The sequence below is a fragment of the Azonexus sp. IMCC34839 genome (assembly GCF_047047955.1).
GTDB lineage: Bacteria > Pseudomonadota > Gammaproteobacteria > Burkholderiales > Rhodocyclaceae > Azonexus.
In genome coordinates this window covers 2,052,421-2,070,264 of the sequence record NZ_CP150631.1, presented here as the reverse complement: position 1 = coordinate 2,070,264, position 17,844 = coordinate 2,052,421, and the positions used below count along the sequence as shown (strand labels likewise).

The window sequence follows — 17,844 nt, the reverse complement described above, 5'->3', positions numbered from 1 at the left end:
GCGAAAGGACGAGGTTAAGAAATGGCTAAACCTGAAAGAAACAAGAAGCCGCAACAGGCTGAAGAGCGCGACGACGGTTTGCGCGAAAAGATGGTTGCGGTCAACCGCGTCACCAAGGTGGTGAAGGGCGGCCGTATTCTCGGCTTTGCCGCGCTGACCGTGGTTGGCGACGGCGATGGCGGCATCGGCATGGGCAAGGGCAAGTCCCGCGAAGTGCCGGTGGCTGTCCAGAAGGCAATGGAAGAGGCCCGTCGCAAGATGGCCAAGGTCAGCCTGAAGAACGGTACGGTGCACCACACCGTTATGGGTCGTCACGGCGCTACTACCGTGATGATTCAGCCGGCTCCGGAAGGTACCGGTATCATCGCCGGCGGCGCAATGCGCGCTGTTTTCGAAGTTGTCGGTGTGACCAACGTGGTTGCCAAAGCTCACGGCTCGACCAATCCCTACAACATCGTGCGTGCGACCATCGACGGTCTGTCCAAGGTCTGCACTCCGGCTGAGATCGCCGCCAAGCGTGGCCTCTCGGTTGATCAGATCCTGGGGTAAGAAGTCATGTCTGACAAGAAGATCAAAGTGACGCTGGTCAAGAGCGTCATCGGTACCAAGCAGGATCATCGCGCCACCGTGCGCGGCTTGGGTCTGCGCAAACTGAACAGCTCTGCTGAACTGCTGGATACTCCGGCAGTTCGCGGCATGATCCAGAAGGTTCAGTATCTCGTTAAGGTTGAGGGTTAAACCATGCGTTTGAATACCATCAAGCCGGGTGAAGGCTCCAAGAAGGCTGCCAAGCGCGTTGGTCGCGGTATCGGCTCCGGACTTGGCAAGACCTGCGGTCGTGGCCACAAGGGTCAGAAGTCCCGTTCCGGTGGCTTCCACAAAGTCGGTTTCGAAGGCGGCCAAATGCCGCTGCAACGCCGTCTGCCCAAGCGCGGTTTCAATTCGCTGACCCGCGCCCGCAACTACGAAGTTCGTCTGACTGACTTGGATCGTCTGCCGGTCGACGAAATCGATCTGCTGGCGCTGCAAGCTGCCGGTATCGTTCCAGGTGATGCCTTGTCTGCCAAGGTGATCCTTTCCGGCGCGATTTCCCGCAAGGTTGTTCTGAAGGGCGTTGGTGCGACCAAGGGCGCTAAGGCTGCCATCGAGGCTGCCGGCGGTTCCGTCGCCGAGTAATCCAGAAAGGTTAGAACGTTGGCTGCAAATCCCAATACCGTTGGCAAGGGTGGCAAATTCGGCGATCTGAAACGCCGTCTGTGGTTCCTGCTTGGGGCTCTGGTCGTCTATCGCATTGGCGCCCATATTCCGGTGCCGGGTATCGATCCCAACGTTCTGGCCGATCTGTTCAATTCGCAAAAGGGCGGTATTCTGGGCATGTTCAACATGTTCTCGGGTGGCGCCCTTTCGCGTTTCACGATTTTCGCATTGGGGATCATGCCGTATATCTCGGCGTCGATCATCATGCAACTGATGAGCGTGGCCAGCCCGCAGCTTGAGGCACTCAAGAAGGAAGGCGAGGCCGGCCGTCGGAAGATCACGCAGTACACGCGCTACGGTACGGTTTTCCTCGCCCTATTCCAAGGCTTGGGCATTGCCGTCGCGTTGGAGGCGCAGCCTGGTCTTGTTGCCGACCCCGGATTCATTTTCCGCCTGACGACGGTAACCACCCTGCTGACCGGTACGATGTTCCTGATGTGGCTTGGTGAGCAGATCACCGAGCGCGGTTTGGGCAACGGTATCTCCATCATCATTTTCGGCGGTATCGCGGCCGGCTTGCCCAATGCCATCGGCGGCTTGTTCGAACTCGTTCGCACTGGGGCCATGCACCCGCTGTCGGCACTCTTCATATGCGTGTTGGTTGTGCTGGTCACTGCATTCGTGGTCTTCGTCGAACGCGGCCAACGCAAGATCTTGGTGAATTACGCCAAGCGCCAGGTGGGTAACAAGGTTTACGGCGGTCAGAGCTCCCATCTGCCGCTCAAGCTGAATATGTCCGGCGTCATTCCGCCGATCTTCGCTTCGTCAATCATCCTGTTTCCTGCCACCGTTGCCGGTTGGTTCGGCTCCAGCGATTCGATGCGCTGGTTGAAGGATATTGCTGCGACTTTGTCGCCAGGTCAGCCTATCTATGTGATGTTGTACGCTGCGGCCATTGTCTTCTTCTGCTTCTTCTATACGGCCCTCGTCTTCAACTCGAAAGAGACTGCCGATAATCTGAAGAAGAGCGGTGCTTTCGTTCCCGGCATCCGTCCGGGTGAGCAGACCGCCCGCTATATCGACAAGATTTTGATGCGGTTGACCTTGATCGGCGCGGCTTACATCACGCTAGTCTGTCTGCTGCCTGAGTTCCTGATTTTGAAGTGGAACGTTCCGTTCTACTTTGGTGGTACGTCCCTGCTGATTATCGTCGTCGTGACGATGGACTTTATGGCTCAAGTGCAAGCCTACGTAATGTCCCATCAGTATGAGAGCCTGTTGAAGAAAGCGAACTTCAAAGGTTCGCCGATGATCAAGTAAGTACTCATGGCGAAAGAAGACTACATCGAGATGCAAGGGGAGGTTGTCGAAAACCTCCCGAATGCGACCTTCAAGGTCAAACTGGAAAACGGGCACATTGTGCACGGCTTCATCTCCGGCAAGATGCGTATGCACTACATCCGCATTCTTCCCGGCGACAAGGTGACCGTGCAGTTGACCCCATACGATTTAACGAAAGCGCGGATCGTTTTCCGCGCCAAGTAAGAAGTTCTCTACGCAATAAACCGCAGGGCAAGGAATCACGGCTGCTTCCAAGCTCTCGCAGACGAGGAGTGAAACATGAAAGTGCAACCTTCAGTGAAGCGCGTTTGCCGCAATTGCAAGGTGATCCGTCGCAAGGGTGTCGTGCGCATCATTTGCAAGGATCCGCGTCACAAGCAGCGCCAGGGTTAATCCCCTGTCGAATCGGCATTCGTTAATTTTCGACATATTGGAGTGATTCAATGGCCCGTATTGCAGGGGTAAACATTCCGAACCATCAGCATGCTGAAATCGCTCTCACCGCGATTTTCGGCATCGGCCGTACCCGCGCGCAAAAGATTTGCGATGCGGCCGGCGTTGGTCGTACCACCAAAATGAAAGATCTGTCCGATGCAGAGATGGATCGCTTGCGTGACGAAGTGGGCAAGTTCACCGTTGAAGGTGACCTGCGCCGCGAAGTCACCATGAACATCAAGCGTCTGATGGACCTCGGTTGCTACCGTGGCCTGCGTCACCGCAAGGGCTTGCCCTGCCGTGGCCAGCGCACCCGTACCAACGCTCGTACCCGTAAGGGTCCGCGCAAGGCCATCGCTGGCAAGAAGTAATAGGAACTGAACATGGCTAAGACTGCTACCAAAGTTCGCAAGAAGGTCAAGAAGAACGTTGCCGAGGGCATCGCCCACATTCACGCTTCGTTCAACAACACCATCATCACCATTACCGACCGCATGGGCAATGCCCTGTCATGGGCAACCTCCGGTGGTGCCGGCTTCCGCGGTTCGCGTAAGTCCACCCCGTTCGCTGCCCAGGTCGCTGCTGAAGCTGCCGGTAAGGCCGCTCAGGAATGTGGCATCAAGAACCTCGAAGTTCGCATCAAGGGTCCTGGCCCGGGTCGCGAATCGTCGGTCCGTGCGCTTAATGCGCTGGGTATCAAGATCAGCGCTATTTCCGACGTGACGCCGGTGCCGCATAACGGCTGCCGTCCGCCGAAGAAGCGCCGTATCTAAGGAGAAAGACAAGTGGCTCGTAATCTCGATCCGAAATGCCGTCAGTGCCGCCGCGAAGGCGAGAAGCTCTTCCTGAAGGGCGAAAAGTGCTACACCGACAAGTGCGCCATTGAGCGTCGCTCCTATGCTCCTGGTCAGCACGGCCAGAAGTCTGGTGCCCGTCTCTCCGACTATGGCGTTCACCTGCGCGCCAAGCAGAAGATTCGTCGCGTTTATGGCGTGCTGGAAGGCCAGTTCCGCAAGACCTTCGCGGAAGCTGAACGCCGCAAGGGCCAGACCGGCGAAAACCTGCTGCAGCTGCTGGAAGCCCGTCTGGACTCCGTGGCCTACCGTATGGGTTTCGGCGCCTCCCGCACCGAGTCCCGTCAGGTTGTCCGTCACAACGGCGTTCTGGTTAACGGCAAGCGCGTCAATATCCCGTCCTACCTGGTCAAGCCGGGCGATGTGGTGCAACTGACCGAGCGTGCTCGTGCTTCCCTGCGTTGCAAGGCCGCCCTCGAAGCTGCCGAATCGCGCGGTTTCCCGGAGTGGATTTCCGTCGACGTCAAGGAAGGCAAGGGTACGTTCAAGGCAATGCCGCAACGTTCCGAACTGTCGCCGACCCTGAACGAAGGCCTGGTCATCGAACTTTATTCGAAGTAAGCACTGAGCAGAGGAATCTAAGCCCATGCAAAGCAGTGGACTACTCAAACCCCGCATCATCGACGTTCAGAGCGTCTCCCCGGTGCAAGCCAAGGTTGTCATGGAACCGTTTGAACGCGGTTACGGCCACACTCTGGGCAACGCACTGCGCCGCATTCTGTTGTCTTCGATGCCGGGTTATGCACCGACCGAAGTTTCGATCGACGGCGTGTTGCACGAGTACTCTACCGTTGACGGTGTGCAGGAGGATGTCGTCGACATCCTTCTCAACCTCAAGGGTATCGTATTCAAGCTGCACAACCGCGATGTGGTCACCCTGAAGCTGGTCAAGGAAGGCGAAGGCGCCGTCCGTGCCGGTGATATCGAGTTGCCGCACGACGTTGAAATCATCAATCCGGAGCACGTGATTGCCAACCTGTCTACCGGTGGCAAACTAGCAATGGAAATCAAGGTCGAAAAAGGCCGTGGTTACGTTCCGGGTAACGTGCGCAATCTCGGCGATGCCAAGACCATCGGTAAGTTGGTTCTTGATGCCTCGTTCAGCCCGATTCGCCGTGTCGCCTACGCCGTCGAAAACGCTCGCGTCGAACAGCGTACCGATCTGGACAAGCTGATCGTCGACATCGAAACCAATGGCGTTGTTGAGCCGGAGGAAGCGATTCGCTATGCCGCTCGCGTGCTGATGGAGCAGCTCTCTGTCTTCGCCGACCTGGAAGGCACGGCACCTGTTGCCGAGGCTTCCAAGCCGGCCCAGGTCGATCCGGTGCTTCTGCGTCCGGTCGACGATCTGGAACTGACCGTTCGTTCCGCGAACTGCCTGAAGGCCGAGAACATCTACTACATCGGCGATCTGATCCAGCGTACCGAGAATGAACTTCTCAAGACCCCGAACTTGGGTCGCAAGTCGCTCAACGAGATCAAGGAAGTGCTCGCCGCACGTGGCTTGACCCTCGGCATGAAACTGGAAAATTGGCCGCCCGCCGGTCTGGAAAAGGCGTAAGCCTTTTCCCGATCCGGGTAGTCAAGGGACGCCTGCAGAATATAGAAAGGATTAACCATGCGTCACCGCAATGGACTTCGTAAACTCAACCGCACCAGCAGCCACCGTTTGGCTATGCTGCGCAACATGACCGTTTCGCTGCTCCGTCACGAAGCGATCAAGACCACCCTGCCGAAGGCCAAGGAACTGCGTCGTGTTGTCGAACCGATGATCACCCTCGGCAAGACCCCGACCCTGGCCAACAAGCGTCTGGCATTCGACCGCCTGCGCGATCGCGAGATCGTCGTCAAGCTGTTCGCCGAAATCGGCCCGCGCTACGCAACCCGTCCGGGTGGCTATCTGCGTATCCTGAAGTGCGGTTTCCGCGTCGGCGATAACGCTCCGATGGCATTCGTCGAGCTGGTCGACCGTCCGGAACCGACGGAAGCTGTTGAGGTTGAAGAAACCGCCGCCGAATAAAGTAAATTATTCGCAGCAGAAAAAAGGCCGGGTCTTTCCCGGCCTTTTTGTTTTTTAGCTTTGCTGGAACTTATTTGGCGGGATTAGGGGCAGTCGATGATCATCAATGATACATCGTCCGAAGCCAGGTTATCGCCAAGATGGGTAGTTAGCGCATCCTGAATTTTTTCGAAGCGATCCGTCGGCGACGATGCGGTGGCGGCCGCGATGAGGCCGGCAACTCCAAACTGTTGTCCGGCGCAGTTCTCTGCCTCCAGCAAGCCATCGGAACACAGGATCAGCTGGCTGTTATTGAGCCAGAAGAAGGTTTCCGGTGCGGCATCGAGTTCCTTGTTATCGAGAATGCCGAGCGGTAGATAGTTGGAGACAAAAGTTCGCGCTACCGTGCCGTCCTCGTTAACGAGGAAGGTTTCCGGGGTGCCGCCAACCCAAATCTCGCCTCGATGCAGAACTTCGTCCAGACATACCAGCGTGGCGGCAACAAACCGGCCAATCGGCATCGATTCCCGCAACTGCTGGTTGAGTTCAAGAATGATCTCGCGGACGCTGCGATTCAGCTTGGTCATGCGGTAAAACAATGCCAACACGGGCAGAACGCTGATGGCGGCAGTCAAACCGTGTCCGGTTGCGTCGGCCAGCAGTGCGTAGAAGCGGCCTTCCGGAGAACGGGCAGCGGCAACGATGTCGCCGCTGAAGTTTTCGGCCGGTATGACTGAGTAATGCAGGCAACTGTCCTTCAGACCGGTACGATGGAGTTGCTTTTCCATCAGGCGCATCGCCAGTTGCTGTTCGCTCTGTGTATGTTCGTAGTACGCCTGCAATTGCTCGGCGTTTTCCTGGAGCTTCTGTTCCGCAGCCTTGCGTTCGGAAATGTCCCGGATTACGGCGATGTGCATCCGCTGCCCATCCAGGACGACCTGGCTCAACGATACCGTTGCGTGGAAGCGACTGCCGTCCTTGCGCAAGGCTTCAATTTCGCGCTCCTGGCCCAGTGCACCGCAGCTGTCGTTTTCCCGCAAGCCAAAAATCGAGCCTTCGCCGATCGGGCTGTCGGATGGGAGGAGCATGGCAACCTGGCGTCCAGCCATATCGTGTGCTGACCAACCGAAAATACGCTCAGCTGAAAGATTGGTGGATACGATGGCACCATGATCGTCAGTCGTCACGATGGCATCCAGTACATTGTCGGAGATCGTCTGGACCCGGCGCAAAGAATCGATCGACGCTTGTTGCATCGCCAAGGAACGCTGCATCGAGCGCAGCTTGGCTTCGAGGACGATGAAGTTGATCGGCTTGGTCAGGTAGTCGTCGGCGCCGGCATCAAGACCTTCAACGAGATTCTCGTCGCGATTGAGCGCAGACAGGAAAATGATCGGCGTCCACCGCTCTTGGTTCATTGCCTTGATCCGACGGGCAGCCTCGAAGCCATCCATCACGGGCATCATGATGTCGAGCAGGATCAGGTCGGGGTGATCGGCTTCGAAGCGTTTGACGGCCTCTTCCCCATTTTCGGCAAGAACCACCTCGTGCCCGAGCTTCTTGAGGAAGACCTGCAGGATATGCAGGTTCGTTCGGTTGTCATCGACCGCCAGTACCTTCATCGATTTCATGGCCGTCGTCATGCTGTGCAGGCCTCGGCGACGGCAAAGTCGATACGGGCTACCGCCACGCTACCGGCTTCTTCATAACGTATATTGCTGAAGCTCAGCATCTTGGCCAGGGCAATTCCTCGTCCGTTGGGGTCGAATGCACGGCTGGGGTCGAACTCAAGATAATCCTGCCAGGCGAATCCATCACCTTGGTCGGTGATTTTGAAGGTGATCCCCGAATAGCTGCGTTCGAACGTCAATCGAACCAGCTTTCCTTGGTTTTCCGGCAATGCGCTACGGCGGCGAATCTCCTCGTGCCAATTGTCCTGCTGTTTGAGTTGCATCTTTTCTTTGTAGGAGAGGCCTAGGTTGCCATGCTCGATGGCGTTGATAAGCAATTCGGAGAGTCCCATTGCCGCAGTCTCTGGGTTGGGACAGGCTTGCGCGACGAAAGCGGCCAATTGGCTGGCTTCGTCCAGACTACGGATGGCGAACTCGGCGCGGTTCATGAAGCCCAGGCAACTGATGTGCTCGGCGAGTTTCTGCCCAAGTTTGGAGCGTTCCTCAGCGTCCGCCAAAGCCGCATGAACGATGGCGATCAGTTTGTCGCGTCTGTAGGGCTTGGTCAGATAGTAATAAGCGCCCGCTTCCAGCCCTTCGCGAATCGCCTCGGCAGAGTCCGCAGCGGTTTGCAGGATGACCGGAATCTTGGCGAAGCGGGCATCGTTTTTGATTCGACGCAGTAACGTAAGCCCATCGACGCCGGGCATCATCCGGTCGAGCAAGATCAACTTGAAATCGTTGGCGGGATTAAGCAGCAATTGCCATGCACGCTCACCGCCATCGGCGGCGACCGTAGACAGCGACTCTTCGTCCGCAAAATAGTCCTGCAGGATTTCCAGGTTGATGGCCTCATCATCAACCAGCAATACCTGACGCTTGCTCATCTCTGCGTTTTTTCCTGTGTGTGGATCGCGGGGGAAGTCGACGACGCGTTCGTCTCTCCGCCTCAGTTTAGTGCGGCCTCAATCCTACCATGGTGTGACAATACAAAACGCTCCGATTCGTAGCGCAAATTTTGGCCTGTCTCGGACACAAAGCGGGGGGGCGTGCAGTGTTTGCCGGTCATGCCGGCGCCGCATTTTCAGTGGCTTCTTGTTGCTGCAAGGTCCACATGTTGGCGTATTGCCCGCCGGCGGCGAGCAAAGCAGCATGACTGCCTCGTTCGACAATCTCGCCTTCGCGCATGACGAGTATTTCGTCCGCTTGCATGACGGTCGACAGGCGGTGGGCGATGATCAAGGTGGTGTGGCCGAGCGCGACCTGCTCCAGTTGAGTCTGGATGGCACGCTCGGTAGCGGAATCGAGGGCCGAGGTGGCTTCGTCGAAAATCAGGATGGGTGGGTTTTTGAGCAGGGCGCGGGCGATGGCGACGCGCTGCTTCTCGCCGCCGGACAATTTGAGACCACGCTCACCGACCTTGGTGTCGTACTTCTCCGGCAGCGATTCGATGAAGTCGTGCAATTGGGCGGCGCGGGCGGCGGCGATGACTTCGTCGCGCGTTGCTTCGGGGCGGCCGTAGTTGATGTTGTAGAAGATGCTGTCGTTGAACAGCACGGTGTCCTGCGGCACGATGCCGATGGAACTGCGCAGGCTGTTCTGGCGCAGACTGCGCAGATCGTGGCCGTTGATCCGGATGGCGCCGCCGCTGACGTCGTAGAAACGGTAGAGCAGCCGCGACAGCGTCGACTTGCCGGCGCCGGAGTGACCGACCACCGCCACCGTCTTGCCGGGCGGGATGGCGAAGCTGACGCCCTTGAGAATGGGGCGATTGGCTTCGTAGGCGAAGCTGACATTGTCGAAATTGACCTGCAGCGGGCCGCTCGGTAGCTCACGGGCATCGGGCGCGTCGGCAATTTCGCGGTTTTCCTTGAGCAGGTTGAACATGCGCTCGATGTCGGTCATGGCCTGGCGAATCTCGCGATAGACGATGCCGAGGAAATTGAGCGGCAGGTAGAGCTGGATCAGGAAGGCATTGACAAGCACCAGATCGCCGATGGTCATCGTGCCGGAAACGACGCCCTGCGCGGCACGCCACATCATGGCAGTGACGCCCAAGGCGATGATGGCCTGCTGGCCAAGGTTCAGGAAGGCGAGGGTCTTCTGGCTGTGGGTGGCGGCTTCCTCCCATTTGACCAGCTGCTCGTCGTAGCGGCGGGCTTCCCACTCCTCGTTGTTGAAATACTTGACCGTTTCGTAGTTGAGCAGGCTGTCGATGGCCCGCGAATTGGCCGCCGAGTCGTTCTCGTTGACGGCGCGCCGGATGTCGATCCGCCAGTTGCTGACCTTCACCGTGAACACGATGTAGGCGAACAGCGAGACGGCGGTGATGATGACGAAACCGACGTCGTATTTGACGAACAGGATGCCTAGCACCAGCCCGATCTCGACCAAGGTCGGCAGGATGGAATAGAGGGTGTAGGAAATCAGACTGGAAATCGAACGGCTGCCGCGTTCGATGTCGCGCGAGATGCCGCCGGTCTGCCGTTCGAGGTGGAAGCGCAGCGACAGGGCGTGCAGGTGGCGGAAGACTTCGAGCGAAACTTGGCGGACGGCGCGTTGCGTGACCCGGGCAAAGAGGATTTCGCGCAGTTCGGTAAACAGCGACGTGGAGAAGCGGAAAAAGCCGTAGAGCACCAGCAGCAGGATCGGCAGGGCCAGGACCTGTTCACCGGTCGACAGGCCATCGATCATCTCCTTGAAGATCATCGGCACGCCGACGTTGGCCAGCTTGGCCGAGATCAGGCAGGCCATCGCCGCCACGACGCGGCCGCGATAGCGCCACAGATAGGGGAAGAGAGTGCGCAGGGTCAGCCAACTGTGGGTTTCTGGCAGGGCGGTGCCGACGGGCGGCTTGGGCAGGGTGGAGGTGCGACGCATGGAGATGTGTGAGGCGAGAGTCGTTTGTCCGGCAGTATATGAAAAGCGCCGGCTTTCCGGGAAAATCGGGCTGTTTACATTTTTTGCCCAAATATGACCGTGCACCGCAGCAGCCTCCCCAACAAGCATTGCACCTTGCGCGTCGTGCCCATGCCGGCCGATCTCAACCAGAATGGCGACGTCTTCGGCGGCTGGGTCATGGCCCAGGTCGACGTGGCCGGCGCCATTCCCGCCATGCGCCGGGCGCGTGGCCGCGTGGCGACCGTTTCAGTCAATTCCTTCCAGTTCAAGCAGGCCATCTCGGTCGGCGACGTGGTCAGTTTTTACGCCGACATCGTTCGCGTCGGCAACACCTCGATCACCGTCAAGGTCGAGGTTTTTGCCGAACGCAACCACGCTGCGCCGATCACCGTGAAGGTGACCGAGGCCGAGCTGACCTACGTGGCGATCGACGCCGCCGGCAACAAGCGTGAAGTTCCGCCCGAAAATGCTGCGGAAATGGAATAAAATCCGCCAGTTAATCAAATAGCCCGCCTTCGAGGGAGCGAAGCAATGAATAAAATGACGCTACGTACCGTGCCGGCCCTGCTTGCGCTGGCCTTTACCGGAAGCGCATCGGCCGCCGCCTTTCAGCTTTGGGAGCAGAACGCGAGTGGCATGGGCACGGCCTACGCCGGTTCGGCCGCCGTTGCCGACAACGCCAGTACCATCTTCTACAACCCGGCCGGGATGAGCCAACTGAACGGCATTCAGGTTTCCGTGGGCGTTGCCGCCATCGGTCCGAGCTACGAATTCCACAACGAGGGCTCCACCGGAGCGACCGGTAACGGTGGCAACGGCGGTAATGCCGGTGGCTGGCATGGCGTGCCGAATGCCTACTTCTCCTGGCAGGTCGCACCGAACTGGAACCTGGGGCTGGGCATTTCCTCGCCTTTCGGGCTGGCAACCGAGTACGACAATAGCAACTGGATCGGTGCCCGGCAGGCGGTCAAGTCGGAACTCCGCACCGTCAACTACAACCCGTCAGTGTCCTATCGCTTGAATGACAAGGTTTCCCTGGGCGCCGGCATCAATTACCAGACCCTCAACGCCGAGCTGACCAACTCGCTGGCCAAGCTGAAGGGTGACGATTCGGCCATCGGCTGGAATGCCGGGGCCCTGTTCACCCTGTCGCCGGCCATGCGTGTTGGCGTTTCCTATCGCTCGGCGATGAAGTATCACCTCGAAGGCAAGCTCAACGACACGACGCCGATCAATGCCGATGTGAAGCTGCCCGATACCTTCATCCTGTCGGTTTGGCAGCAGGTTTCCGACCGCTGGGAGGCGATGGGTGATCTGTCTTACACCCGCTGGAATACGCTGAAGGCGCTGAACGTGTACAACCAGGCGACCGGTGCACTGATCACCAGCGAAACCTTCAATTACGACAACTCCTGGCGTCTCGCCTGGGGCGCGGCCTACAAGGCGACCGATTCGGTCAAGCTGAAGTTCGGTATTGCCTACGACCGCACACCGGTCAGCAATGACGACCGCTCGGCGCGCGTGCCTGACAACGATCGCGTCTGGTTTTCGCTGGGAGGGCAGTGGAATGCCGGTGCCTACGGCCGCTTCGACCTCGGCTACAGCTACCTGTACGTCAAGGATGCCAGCGTGAACCAGAGCAAGAATGGTACGAATCTGCGCGGCCACTACGAAAACGGCGCCCATCTGCTCGGTGCGCAGTATTCGGTCGGGTTCTAATTACCGGTGGCGGTCAGCCTGACTTCCTTCGAGATCGCCGGCATCGCGCTCGGTCTGCGCGAGGCAGTCATCGCGCTGATCGTCCTGGTCGCGCTGTACATGGCCATTGTTCTCTGGCGCATGCGCCGTCTGCGTGCCCAGAAAGCGGCGAAGGCGGGCGGCGCGGGTGAGCCGGTCGCCCCTTCGCTGGGGAGTGAGCAAGACTTCGAAGAGAACGAGGGGGCTGCTGTCAGATTGTCGGATGCTGCGCGGCGCCAAGCGGCGGCAGCCTGGGAAGAGGCGCCGGCCGGCATGGCCGACGACCTGCTGCGAAGCGGCCTGGAGCAGGAAATAGCCATCCTGCGCGATGAGGTGGATGCACTGCGTGGCGAATTGGCCGCCTTGCGCAATGACATGCAGCAGGAGATGTCCCATTTGCGGGCGACGCAATCCGTATCGCCGATCTATGGCGACGCGATGCAGCTGGCCCAGGCCGGTTACGATCCGGCCGCGATTGCCGAGCGCTGCGGTATCGCTCGCGCGGAAGCCGAATTGGTCGTTGCGTTGACCAAGAGTCAGGAACGGTGAGAGGTATGGCACAAGAAGAAAGCACGGAAAAGAACGATAACGCCGAAATACGCAACAAGCTGATTGCCCGTCTGGCTGTGGCCGGCGGCCTGGTCGCCGTGCTGCTCGGCATTCTCGCTTTCTTCGATTACCTCGCTTCGGCGCCCGACGAGAGCGAAGCGCCGGTCTTCAGCCAACCCGTGCCGGTGGCGTCGAAAAAGGAAGTCTCCAAGCCGGTATTGCCGGCCGACAATCCGCCCGAACCGCCGCCGCCCGAAAAGGCCGAGCCGATTGAGCCGGCAAAGGCAGAAGTGCCCCCGCCGCCAGTGGTCGAAGCGAAACCGGAAGTGATGCCGGAGAAACCGGCCGCTGCTGCACCGGTCGGCAAAACCCCGGCTGCCGCTGTGCCCGCGCGTCCAACCAAGCCCGTGCCGGAGGTGACGACGGTGCCGGAAACCGCTCCGGCAACCAAGCTACCTGCCCCGGCGGCTGTACAGCCGAGCGAAGCGAAGGAAGCCGCGGCGCCGGTCAAGCCGAGTGCTCGCGTGGCGGAAACCAAATCGACCCAGCCGGTGCAGCCCGTTCAGCCGGTGCCGCCGCCTAATCCGCTGCGTCTGTTCTCCGGCTTCGTGCTGCAGGCAGGCGTCTTCACCAATATCCAGCGGGCGGAGGAAATCCACGCCAAGCTGACGCTCAGCGGAGTGCCATCGACGCTGGAAACCCGCGTTCAGGTCGGCCCCTTCCGCACTCGTCAGGAAGCAGAAGCGGCGCAGGCCAAACTGAAGGAACTGGGGATCGAGTCGATCCTGGTGCCGCCTAAGGGCGGCCGCTGATCAGGGCATGCCCGGCAGGCGTGGCAAGCCCAGGCTGCGCCGGACATCGCGATGCACTTCGAGCGGTGACGGAATCCTGACCGACTCCTGGCGACGGTGATCGTCCCGATAGTAGCCACGATCATGGCTGTGGCCGCCGTAGTATGGGCGGCGCTCGTATTCGTAGTAGCCGTAGGGTTGGCTGTAGTAGCGATAGGTCGGATAGGTCTCGACGACCACCGGCGGTCCGCTGCGGTAATACCCCGGAGGCGCCGGAGCGATGGCGCAGGCTCCCAGGCTGCCGATCAAGCTGGCAGCGACGAGGAGGCGGGTCAGGGTGGTACGAGCGGACATGCTATCGGTTCCAAAAAGTGTTTCGTATAGCAATTAACGCAAGTGCAATGCGTTGCGCTGACGCCGAGTTGTAACGGTTTGTAGTGGCTCGCTCAGGCTGCGCTCTCCTTGGCCAGACGCTTGGCGAAAACCTTCATCTCCTTGGCGGCCTGGATGTCGCCCTTGGCTTCGGCCACCGCGATGCCGCGCTCGTAAGCGTCAACCGCCGCTGCCTTGTCGCCGGCTTCGGCCAGCGCCTTGCCCAACACTTTCCAGGCGGCGGAATAGTTCGGGTCAAGCTCGACGGCAGCCCGGAAACTCTTTGCCGCCTGGTCCGGTGCCCCGACCTTAAGGTACTCGTTGCCGAGGGAGAAACGCAGCAAGGCGCCATCGCGCGGGCCGCCAATCATTTTTTCGAGGGATTCGATACGCGGGTTCATCTAAAATCCGTGTTTTGTTTCGTTACAGGAAGTCTCTCATGGCCAAGACCATCATTGCCACGCCGAATGCACCGGCCGCCATCGGCACTTATTCCCAGGCGGTTCGCGTCGGCGACACTGTCTATCTGTCCGGTCAGATCGGCCTCGATCCGGCGAGCATGCAAATGGTAGACGGCATCGACGCCCAAATCGTTCGCGTTTTCGACAACCTGAAGGCCGTGGCCGAGGCCGCTGGCGGTTCGCTGGCCGATGTCGTCAAGCTCAACGTCTTCCTGACCGATCTGGCCAACTTCGCCAAGGTCAATGAAACCATGGCCAAGTATTTCCAGGAGCCGTTCCCGGCCCGCGCTGCCGTCGGCGTCAAGGAACTGCCGCGCGGCGCGCTGGTTGAGGCCGACGCCGTAATGGTGATCGCCTGATCGATGAGCGATAACGGAGCCTCCGCTCCGATCCGGGCTTCGGATGCGCTGAAGAAGAAGCTCGCCAAACTCGGCCTCCATCGCGAGGCCGATTTGCTGCTGCACCTGCCGCTGCGCTACGAGGACGAAACGCGCATCACGCCGGTGGCGCGCGCCTTCAATGGCCAGGCGGTGCAGGTCGAGGTGGTGGTGCACAGCAACGAGGTGCAGTTCCGGCCGCGCCGGCAGATGGTGGTGCACGCCGGCGACGAGAGCGGCGACCTGACCTTGCGCTTCTTCAGCTTTTATCCGAACCAGCAGGGCGCGCTGGCGGCCGGGGCGCGCGTGCGCGCTTTTGGCGAAGTGCGCGGCGGCTTCTTCGGGGCCGAGATGGTGCATCCGCGTTTCCGCGTGGTGGCGGACGACGAGCCGCTGCCGACGGAAATGACCCCGATTTACCCGTCCACCGCAGGCGTCGCCAATTCGGCCCTGCACAAGCTGATCGGCCGCGCGCTGGCCGGCAATGAACTGGGCGATACGCTGCCCGAAGAGATTCGCCAGCGCCTGAGGTTGCCGGCCTTCGCCCGCAGCCTGCGCTTTTTGCATACGCCGCCGCCCGGCACCGACCTCGACGTGCTGCATGCGCGCAATCACCCGGCCTGGCGACGCATGAAGTTCGACGAGGTGCTGGCCCAGCAACTCTCCTTGCGCCGGGCTTATCTCGCCCGCCGCGAACAAGGCGCCCCGGTTCTCAAGGCGCGCGACGACCTTGGCGCCCGCCTGCTCGACAGTCTGCCCTTCGGCCTGACCGGCGCGCAGGCGCGCGCGATGGCCGAGATTGGCGCCGATCTGGCGCAGCCCTACCCGATGCAGCGCCTGTTGCAGGGCGATGTCGGCGCGGGCAAGACCATCGTGGCGGCGCTGGCCGCGTGCCAGGCGATTTCCGCCGGCTGGCAGGCCGCCTTTATGGCCCCCACTGAGATTCTCGCCGAGCAGCATTACCTGAAGCTGCGCGCTTGGCTGGAGCCGCTCGGCGTCAAGGTCGCCTGGCTCTCCGGGAGCCTGAAGAGCAAGGCCAAGCGCGAACAGCTGGCGGCGACGGCGAGCGAGGCGCAACTGGTCGTCGGCACGCACGCCCTGATCCAGGAAGGCGTCGATTTCGCCCGCCTCGGGCTGGCCATTGTCGATGAGCAACATCGTTTTGGCGTCGAACAGCGCCTCGCCCTGCGTAAGAAGGGCAGCAATCCGCACCAGTTGATGATGTCGGCGACGCCCATCCCGCGCACGCTGGCCATGAGTTATTACGCCGACCTCGACGTGACGGTGCTCGACGAACTGCCGCCCGGCCGCACGCCGATCAAGACGCGGCTGGTGGCGGACAACCGGCGCGGCGACGTGGTCGGCTTCGTCAAGAAGCACGTCGAGGAAGGCCGCCAGGCCTACTGGGTCTGCCCGCTGATCGAGGAATCCGAAGCCCTGCAATTGCAGACGGCGCAGGACACCTACGAGCAGCTCTCGGCCGATCTGCCGGGCCTGACCGTGGGCCTGGTGCACGGTCGCCTTAAGGCCGATGAGAAACAGGCCGTGATGGCCGCCTTCGCCGCCGGCGAGATCGACGTATTGGTCGCGACGACGGTCATCGAAGTCGGCGTCGATGTGCCCAACGCCAGCCTGATGGTGATCGAGCACGCCGAACGCTTTGGCCTTTCGCAGTTGCACCAGCTGCGCGGTCGGGTCGGGCGTGGCCAGTACGAATCGAGCTGCGTGCTGATCTACGCCGGCCCGCTCGGCGAAATCGCCCGCCAGCGCCTGAAGATCATTTTCGAGAATACGGATGGCTTCGAAATCGCCCGGCAGGATCTGCAACTGCGCGGGCCGGGCGAATTTGTCGGGGCGCGGCAAAGCGGTGTGCCGCTGCTGCGCTATGCCGATCTGGAAATGGACGCCGATCTGGTGGAGATGGCGCGCGATATTGCCGAGGAAATGCTGCGTGACCACCCGGAAATGGCCGAGCGGCATTTGCAGCGCTGGCTGGGGTCGCGCGAGGAATTGTTGAAGTCCTGAGGCAACCCCTCCCCTGAGAAGGGGAGGGTTGGGGAGGGGTTTGCGGCCGCATGAAAGCTAGAAGCTCTCACTGCTGCGGTGCACTGCCCAGAAAGGGCAAAAACCAGCCGGCCTGACCCCTCAATAAAACAGCGCCGCCAGATCGAGCGAAGACTGTTTGCCGACCTGATTTCCCCGCTGTGCCAGCCAGGCTTGCGCATGTTGCCGGCCGCTGTCGCGCAGTTTTTCGAAGAAGGGCCAGTTCACTGCCAGTTTGCTTTCGGCCGGCAGCTCGGCCAGTTGTTCGGCGGCTGAAATGGCGTGGAAGCGGACGCGGTGCAGGCGGCGCTCGAAGGGCGAGGCGTTGAGCCAGTTCGGTACCCAGGAGCGTTCGAGGTTTTCGCGCAGGTGGGCAAACATGCGCATCTCGCGCAGGAAGGTCGAATTGAAGGCCAGTTCGCGCAGGCGGTTCTTGATCTCGGGGGCGGTCACCGGCGTTTCGCCGTAGCGCAGTGGTGTCAGCAGCACGAGCAGGATGTCCTCGGCCTTGCAGTCGTAGAACAGTGGGAAGACCGCCGGGTTGGCGCTGTAGCCGCCATCCCAGTAGGGCTCGCCGTCGATCGTCACGGTGTGGTGGATGGTCGGCAGGCAGGCCGAGGCGAGCAGGGCGTCAACCGACAACTCGTGATTGCGGAAGAGCCGCACCTTGCCCGAATTGGCGTGGGTGGCGGCGATGAAGAGTTGTACCGGGCAGTGCTGGCGCAAGGCGGCGAAGTCGATGCGCGCTTCGAGCACATCGCGCAGCGGGTTGATGTCGAGCGGGTTGAGTTGCTCCGGCGACAGGTAGTCGGTCCATTGCAGCATCATCTTCATGGCCGAGGCCATGCCCTTGTTGCCGGAAAAAGGCGAGGATTCGGCGATGTCGCGCCAGAAGGCGGCGAGCGTTTGCCGCGCGCCTTCGCGGCCGCCGCTCATCAGACCCTGCGCCAGGCAGATGGCGTTCATGGCGCCGGCGCTGGTGCCGCTGACGCCTTCGAAAACGAAACGCCCATCTTCGAGCAGGGCGTCGAGCACGCCCCAGGTGAAGGCGCCGTGCGCGCCGCCGCCTTGCAGGGCGAGGTTCAGGGTGGGGCCGGGTACTGCGTTCATCGGGCGT

At 60.5% G+C, this 17,844-nt stretch carries 23 protein-coding genes; 17 read left to right on the top strand and 6 right to left on the bottom strand.

Going from position 1 to position 17,844, the window contains the following annotated elements; translation table 11 throughout:
- Positions 1-21: 21 nt before the first annotated feature.
- The 11 genes from rpsE (at position 22) to rplQ (ending at position 5,847) form a co-directional block, all read left to right on the top strand.
- On the top strand, positions 22-549 hold the full coding sequence (gene rpsE, locus WIF35_RS10125) for a 30S ribosomal protein S5 (RefSeq protein WP_412478100.1): 528 nt from the start codon (positions 22-24) through the stop codon (positions 547-549).
- A 6-nt stretch (positions 550-555) separates the two neighbouring features.
- The gene (gene rpmD / locus WIF35_RS10120) at positions 556-738 is read left to right on the top strand and encodes a 50S ribosomal protein L30 (protein ID WP_205201544.1); all 183 of its coding nucleotides are present in this window, start codon (positions 556-558) and stop codon (positions 736-738) included.
- 3 nt (positions 739-741) lie between these two features.
- Positions 742-1,176, top strand: a complete 435-nt coding sequence (rplO, locus tag WIF35_RS10115; RefSeq protein WP_150429725.1) for a 50S ribosomal protein L15 — start codon at positions 742-744, stop codon at positions 1,174-1,176.
- Between the two features lie 18 nt (positions 1,177-1,194).
- Positions 1,195-2,517, top strand: coding sequence for a preprotein translocase subunit SecY (gene secY, locus WIF35_RS10110; RefSeq protein ID WP_412478099.1), 1,323 nt, complete (start codon positions 1,195-1,197; stop codon positions 2,515-2,517).
- A gap of 6 nt (positions 2,518-2,523) precedes the next feature.
- Positions 2,524-2,742, top strand: coding sequence for a translation initiation factor IF-1 (infA, locus tag WIF35_RS10105; protein ID WP_168657799.1), 219 nt, complete (start codon positions 2,524-2,526; stop codon positions 2,740-2,742).
- Between the two features lie 75 nt (positions 2,743-2,817).
- Positions 2,818-2,931 (top strand): 50S ribosomal protein L36, encoded by a 114-nt coding sequence (gene rpmJ, locus WIF35_RS10100; protein ID WP_121458103.1) that lies wholly within the window; start codon positions 2,818-2,820, stop codon positions 2,929-2,931.
- 50 nt (positions 2,932-2,981) lie between these two features.
- Positions 2,982-3,344 carry a 30S ribosomal protein S13 gene (gene rpsM, locus WIF35_RS10095; RefSeq protein ID WP_412478098.1) on the top strand — a complete coding sequence of 121 codons (363 nt, stop codon included), beginning with the start codon at positions 2,982-2,984 and terminating at the stop codon, positions 3,342-3,344.
- Positions 3,345-3,356: 12 nt separating this feature from the next.
- Complete coding sequence (gene rpsK / locus WIF35_RS10090) at positions 3,357-3,746, top strand: 30S ribosomal protein S11 (RefSeq protein WP_412478097.1); 390 nt, start codon at positions 3,357-3,359, stop codon at positions 3,744-3,746.
- Between the two features lie 12 nt (positions 3,747-3,758).
- Positions 3,759-4,388 (top strand): 30S ribosomal protein S4, encoded by a 630-nt coding sequence (gene rpsD, locus WIF35_RS10085; protein WP_412478096.1) that lies wholly within the window; start codon positions 3,759-3,761, stop codon positions 4,386-4,388.
- A gap of 25 nt (positions 4,389-4,413) precedes the next feature.
- On the top strand, positions 4,414-5,388 hold the full coding sequence (locus WIF35_RS10080) for a DNA-directed RNA polymerase subunit alpha (protein ID WP_412478095.1): 975 nt from the start codon (positions 4,414-4,416) through the stop codon (positions 5,386-5,388).
- 57 nt (positions 5,389-5,445) lie between these two features.
- Complete coding sequence (rplQ, locus tag WIF35_RS10075; RefSeq protein ID WP_412478094.1) at positions 5,446-5,847, top strand: 50S ribosomal protein L17; 402 nt, start codon at positions 5,446-5,448, stop codon at positions 5,845-5,847.
- A gap of 83 nt (positions 5,848-5,930) precedes the next feature.
- Here the strand turns inward: rplQ and WIF35_RS10070 are convergent, their stop codons facing one another.
- The 3 genes from WIF35_RS10070 to WIF35_RS10060 form a co-directional block, all read right to left on the bottom strand.
- The gene (locus WIF35_RS10070) at positions 5,931-7,457 is read right to left on the bottom strand and encodes a SpoIIE family protein phosphatase (RefSeq protein ID WP_412478093.1); all 1,527 of its coding nucleotides are present in this window, start codon (positions 7,455-7,457) and stop codon (positions 5,931-5,933) included.
- An 8-nt stretch (positions 7,458-7,465) separates the two neighbouring features.
- Positions 7,466-8,383 (bottom strand): response regulator, encoded by a 918-nt coding sequence (locus WIF35_RS10065; RefSeq protein WP_412478092.1) that lies wholly within the window; start codon positions 8,381-8,383, stop codon positions 7,466-7,468.
- A 178-nt stretch (positions 8,384-8,561) separates the two neighbouring features.
- Positions 8,562-10,376, bottom strand: a complete 1,815-nt coding sequence (locus tag WIF35_RS10060) for an ABCB family ABC transporter ATP-binding protein/permease (RefSeq protein WP_412478091.1) — start codon at positions 10,374-10,376, stop codon at positions 8,562-8,564.
- 150 nt (positions 10,377-10,526) lie between these two features.
- On the opposite strand from WIF35_RS10060, the gene WIF35_RS10055 reads away from it, so the two are divergent.
- Genes WIF35_RS10055 through WIF35_RS10040 form a run of 4 tightly spaced genes read left to right on the top strand, consistent with a single transcriptional unit; the run spans position 10,527 to position 13,495 of the window.
- Entirely contained in the window at positions 10,527-10,883 is a 357-nt protein-coding gene (locus tag WIF35_RS10055) for an acyl-CoA thioesterase (RefSeq protein ID WP_412481238.1), read from the top strand.
- 45 nt (positions 10,884-10,928) lie between these two features.
- Complete coding sequence (locus tag WIF35_RS10050) at positions 10,929-12,116, top strand: OmpP1/FadL family transporter (RefSeq protein ID WP_412478090.1); 1,188 nt, start codon at positions 10,929-10,931, stop codon at positions 12,114-12,116.
- Positions 12,117-12,122: 6 nt separating this feature from the next.
- On the top strand, positions 12,123-12,683 hold the full coding sequence (locus tag WIF35_RS10045; RefSeq protein ID WP_412478089.1) for a DUF2802 domain-containing protein: 561 nt from the start codon (positions 12,123-12,125) through the stop codon (positions 12,681-12,683).
- Positions 12,684-12,688: 5 nt separating this feature from the next.
- A complete protein-coding gene (locus WIF35_RS10040) occupies positions 12,689-13,495 on the top strand; it encodes an SPOR domain-containing protein (RefSeq protein ID WP_412478088.1) in 807 nt (268 codons plus the stop codon).
- Here the strand turns inward: WIF35_RS10040 and WIF35_RS10035 are convergent, their stop codons facing one another.
- Both WIF35_RS10035 and WIF35_RS10030 read right to left on the bottom strand, forming a co-directional pair.
- The gene (locus WIF35_RS10035; RefSeq protein ID WP_412478087.1) at positions 13,496-13,828 is read right to left on the bottom strand and encodes a hypothetical protein; all 333 of its coding nucleotides are present in this window, start codon (positions 13,826-13,828) and stop codon (positions 13,496-13,498) included.
- 92 nt (positions 13,829-13,920) lie between these two features.
- Positions 13,921-14,247 carry a tetratricopeptide repeat protein gene (locus WIF35_RS10030; protein ID WP_412478086.1) on the bottom strand — a complete coding sequence of 109 codons (327 nt, stop codon included), beginning with the start codon at positions 14,245-14,247 and terminating at the stop codon, positions 13,921-13,923.
- 38 nt (positions 14,248-14,285) lie between these two features.
- On the opposite strand from WIF35_RS10030, the gene WIF35_RS10025 reads away from it, so the two are divergent.
- A complete protein-coding gene (locus WIF35_RS10025; protein ID WP_412478085.1) occupies positions 14,286-14,666 on the top strand; it encodes a RidA family protein in 381 nt (126 codons plus the stop codon).
- Between the two features lie 3 nt (positions 14,667-14,669).
- On the top strand, positions 14,670-16,709 hold the full coding sequence (gene recG / locus WIF35_RS10020; protein WP_412478084.1) for an ATP-dependent DNA helicase RecG: 2,040 nt from the start codon (positions 14,670-14,672) through the stop codon (positions 16,707-16,709).
- Between the two features lie 120 nt (positions 16,710-16,829).
- Here the strand turns inward: recG and WIF35_RS10015 are convergent, their stop codons facing one another.
- Positions 16,830-17,837, bottom strand: a complete 1,008-nt coding sequence (locus tag WIF35_RS10015) for a patatin-like phospholipase family protein (RefSeq protein WP_412478083.1) — start codon at positions 17,835-17,837, stop codon at positions 16,830-16,832.
- Between the last annotated feature and the right edge of the window lie 7 nt (positions 17,838-17,844).

Coding starts and splice junctions, on each gene's coding strand:
- rpsK (WP_412478097.1), top strand. CDS start 3,357: ATGGCTAAGACTGCTACCAAAGTTCGCAAGAAGGTCAAGAAGAACGTT.
- rplQ (WP_412478094.1), top strand. CDS start 5,446: ATGCGTCACCGCAATGGACTTCGTAAACTCAACCGCACCAGCAGCCAC.
- WIF35_RS10065 (WP_412478092.1), bottom strand. CDS start 8,383: ATGAGCAAGCGTCAGGTATTGCTGGTTGATGATGAGGCCATCAACCTG.
- rpmJ (WP_121458103.1), top strand. CDS start 2,818: ATGAAAGTGCAACCTTCAGTGAAGCGCGTTTGCCGCAATTGCAAGGTG.
- WIF35_RS10015 (WP_412478083.1), bottom strand. CDS start 17,837: ATGAACGCAGTACCCGGCCCCACCCTGAACCTCGCCCTGCAAGGCGGC.
- WIF35_RS10070 (WP_412478093.1), bottom strand. CDS start 7,457: ATGAAATCGATGAAGGTACTGGCGGTCGATGACAACCGAACGAACCTG.
- WIF35_RS10030 (WP_412478086.1), bottom strand. CDS start 14,247: ATGAACCCGCGTATCGAATCCCTCGAAAAAATGATTGGCGGCCCGCGC.
- rpsE (WP_412478100.1), top strand. CDS start 22: ATGGCTAAACCTGAAAGAAACAAGAAGCCGCAACAGGCTGAAGAGCGC.
- WIF35_RS10025 (WP_412478085.1), top strand. CDS start 14,286: ATGGCCAAGACCATCATTGCCACGCCGAATGCACCGGCCGCCATCGGC.
- WIF35_RS10055 (WP_412481238.1), top strand. CDS start 10,527: ATGCCGGCCGATCTCAACCAGAATGGCGACGTCTTCGGCGGCTGGGTC.
- WIF35_RS10035 (WP_412478087.1), bottom strand. CDS start 13,828: ATGTCCGCTCGTACCACCCTGACCCGCCTCCTCGTCGCTGCCAGCTTG.
- recG (WP_412478084.1), top strand. CDS start 14,670: ATGAGCGATAACGGAGCCTCCGCTCCGATCCGGGCTTCGGATGCGCTG.
- rpmD (WP_205201544.1), top strand. CDS start 556: ATGTCTGACAAGAAGATCAAAGTGACGCTGGTCAAGAGCGTCATCGGT.
- rplO (WP_150429725.1), top strand. CDS start 742: ATGCGTTTGAATACCATCAAGCCGGGTGAAGGCTCCAAGAAGGCTGCC.
- WIF35_RS10040 (WP_412478088.1), top strand. CDS start 12,689: ATGGCACAAGAAGAAAGCACGGAAAAGAACGATAACGCCGAAATACGC.
- WIF35_RS10050 (WP_412478090.1), top strand. CDS start 10,929: ATGAATAAAATGACGCTACGTACCGTGCCGGCCCTGCTTGCGCTGGCC.
- rpsM (WP_412478098.1), top strand. CDS start 2,982: ATGGCCCGTATTGCAGGGGTAAACATTCCGAACCATCAGCATGCTGAA.
- WIF35_RS10080 (WP_412478095.1), top strand. CDS start 4,414: ATGCAAAGCAGTGGACTACTCAAACCCCGCATCATCGACGTTCAGAGC.
- WIF35_RS10060 (WP_412478091.1), bottom strand. CDS start 10,376: ATGCGTCGCACCTCCACCCTGCCCAAGCCGCCCGTCGGCACCGCCCTG.
- infA (WP_168657799.1), top strand. CDS start 2,524: ATGGCGAAAGAAGACTACATCGAGATGCAAGGGGAGGTTGTCGAAAAC.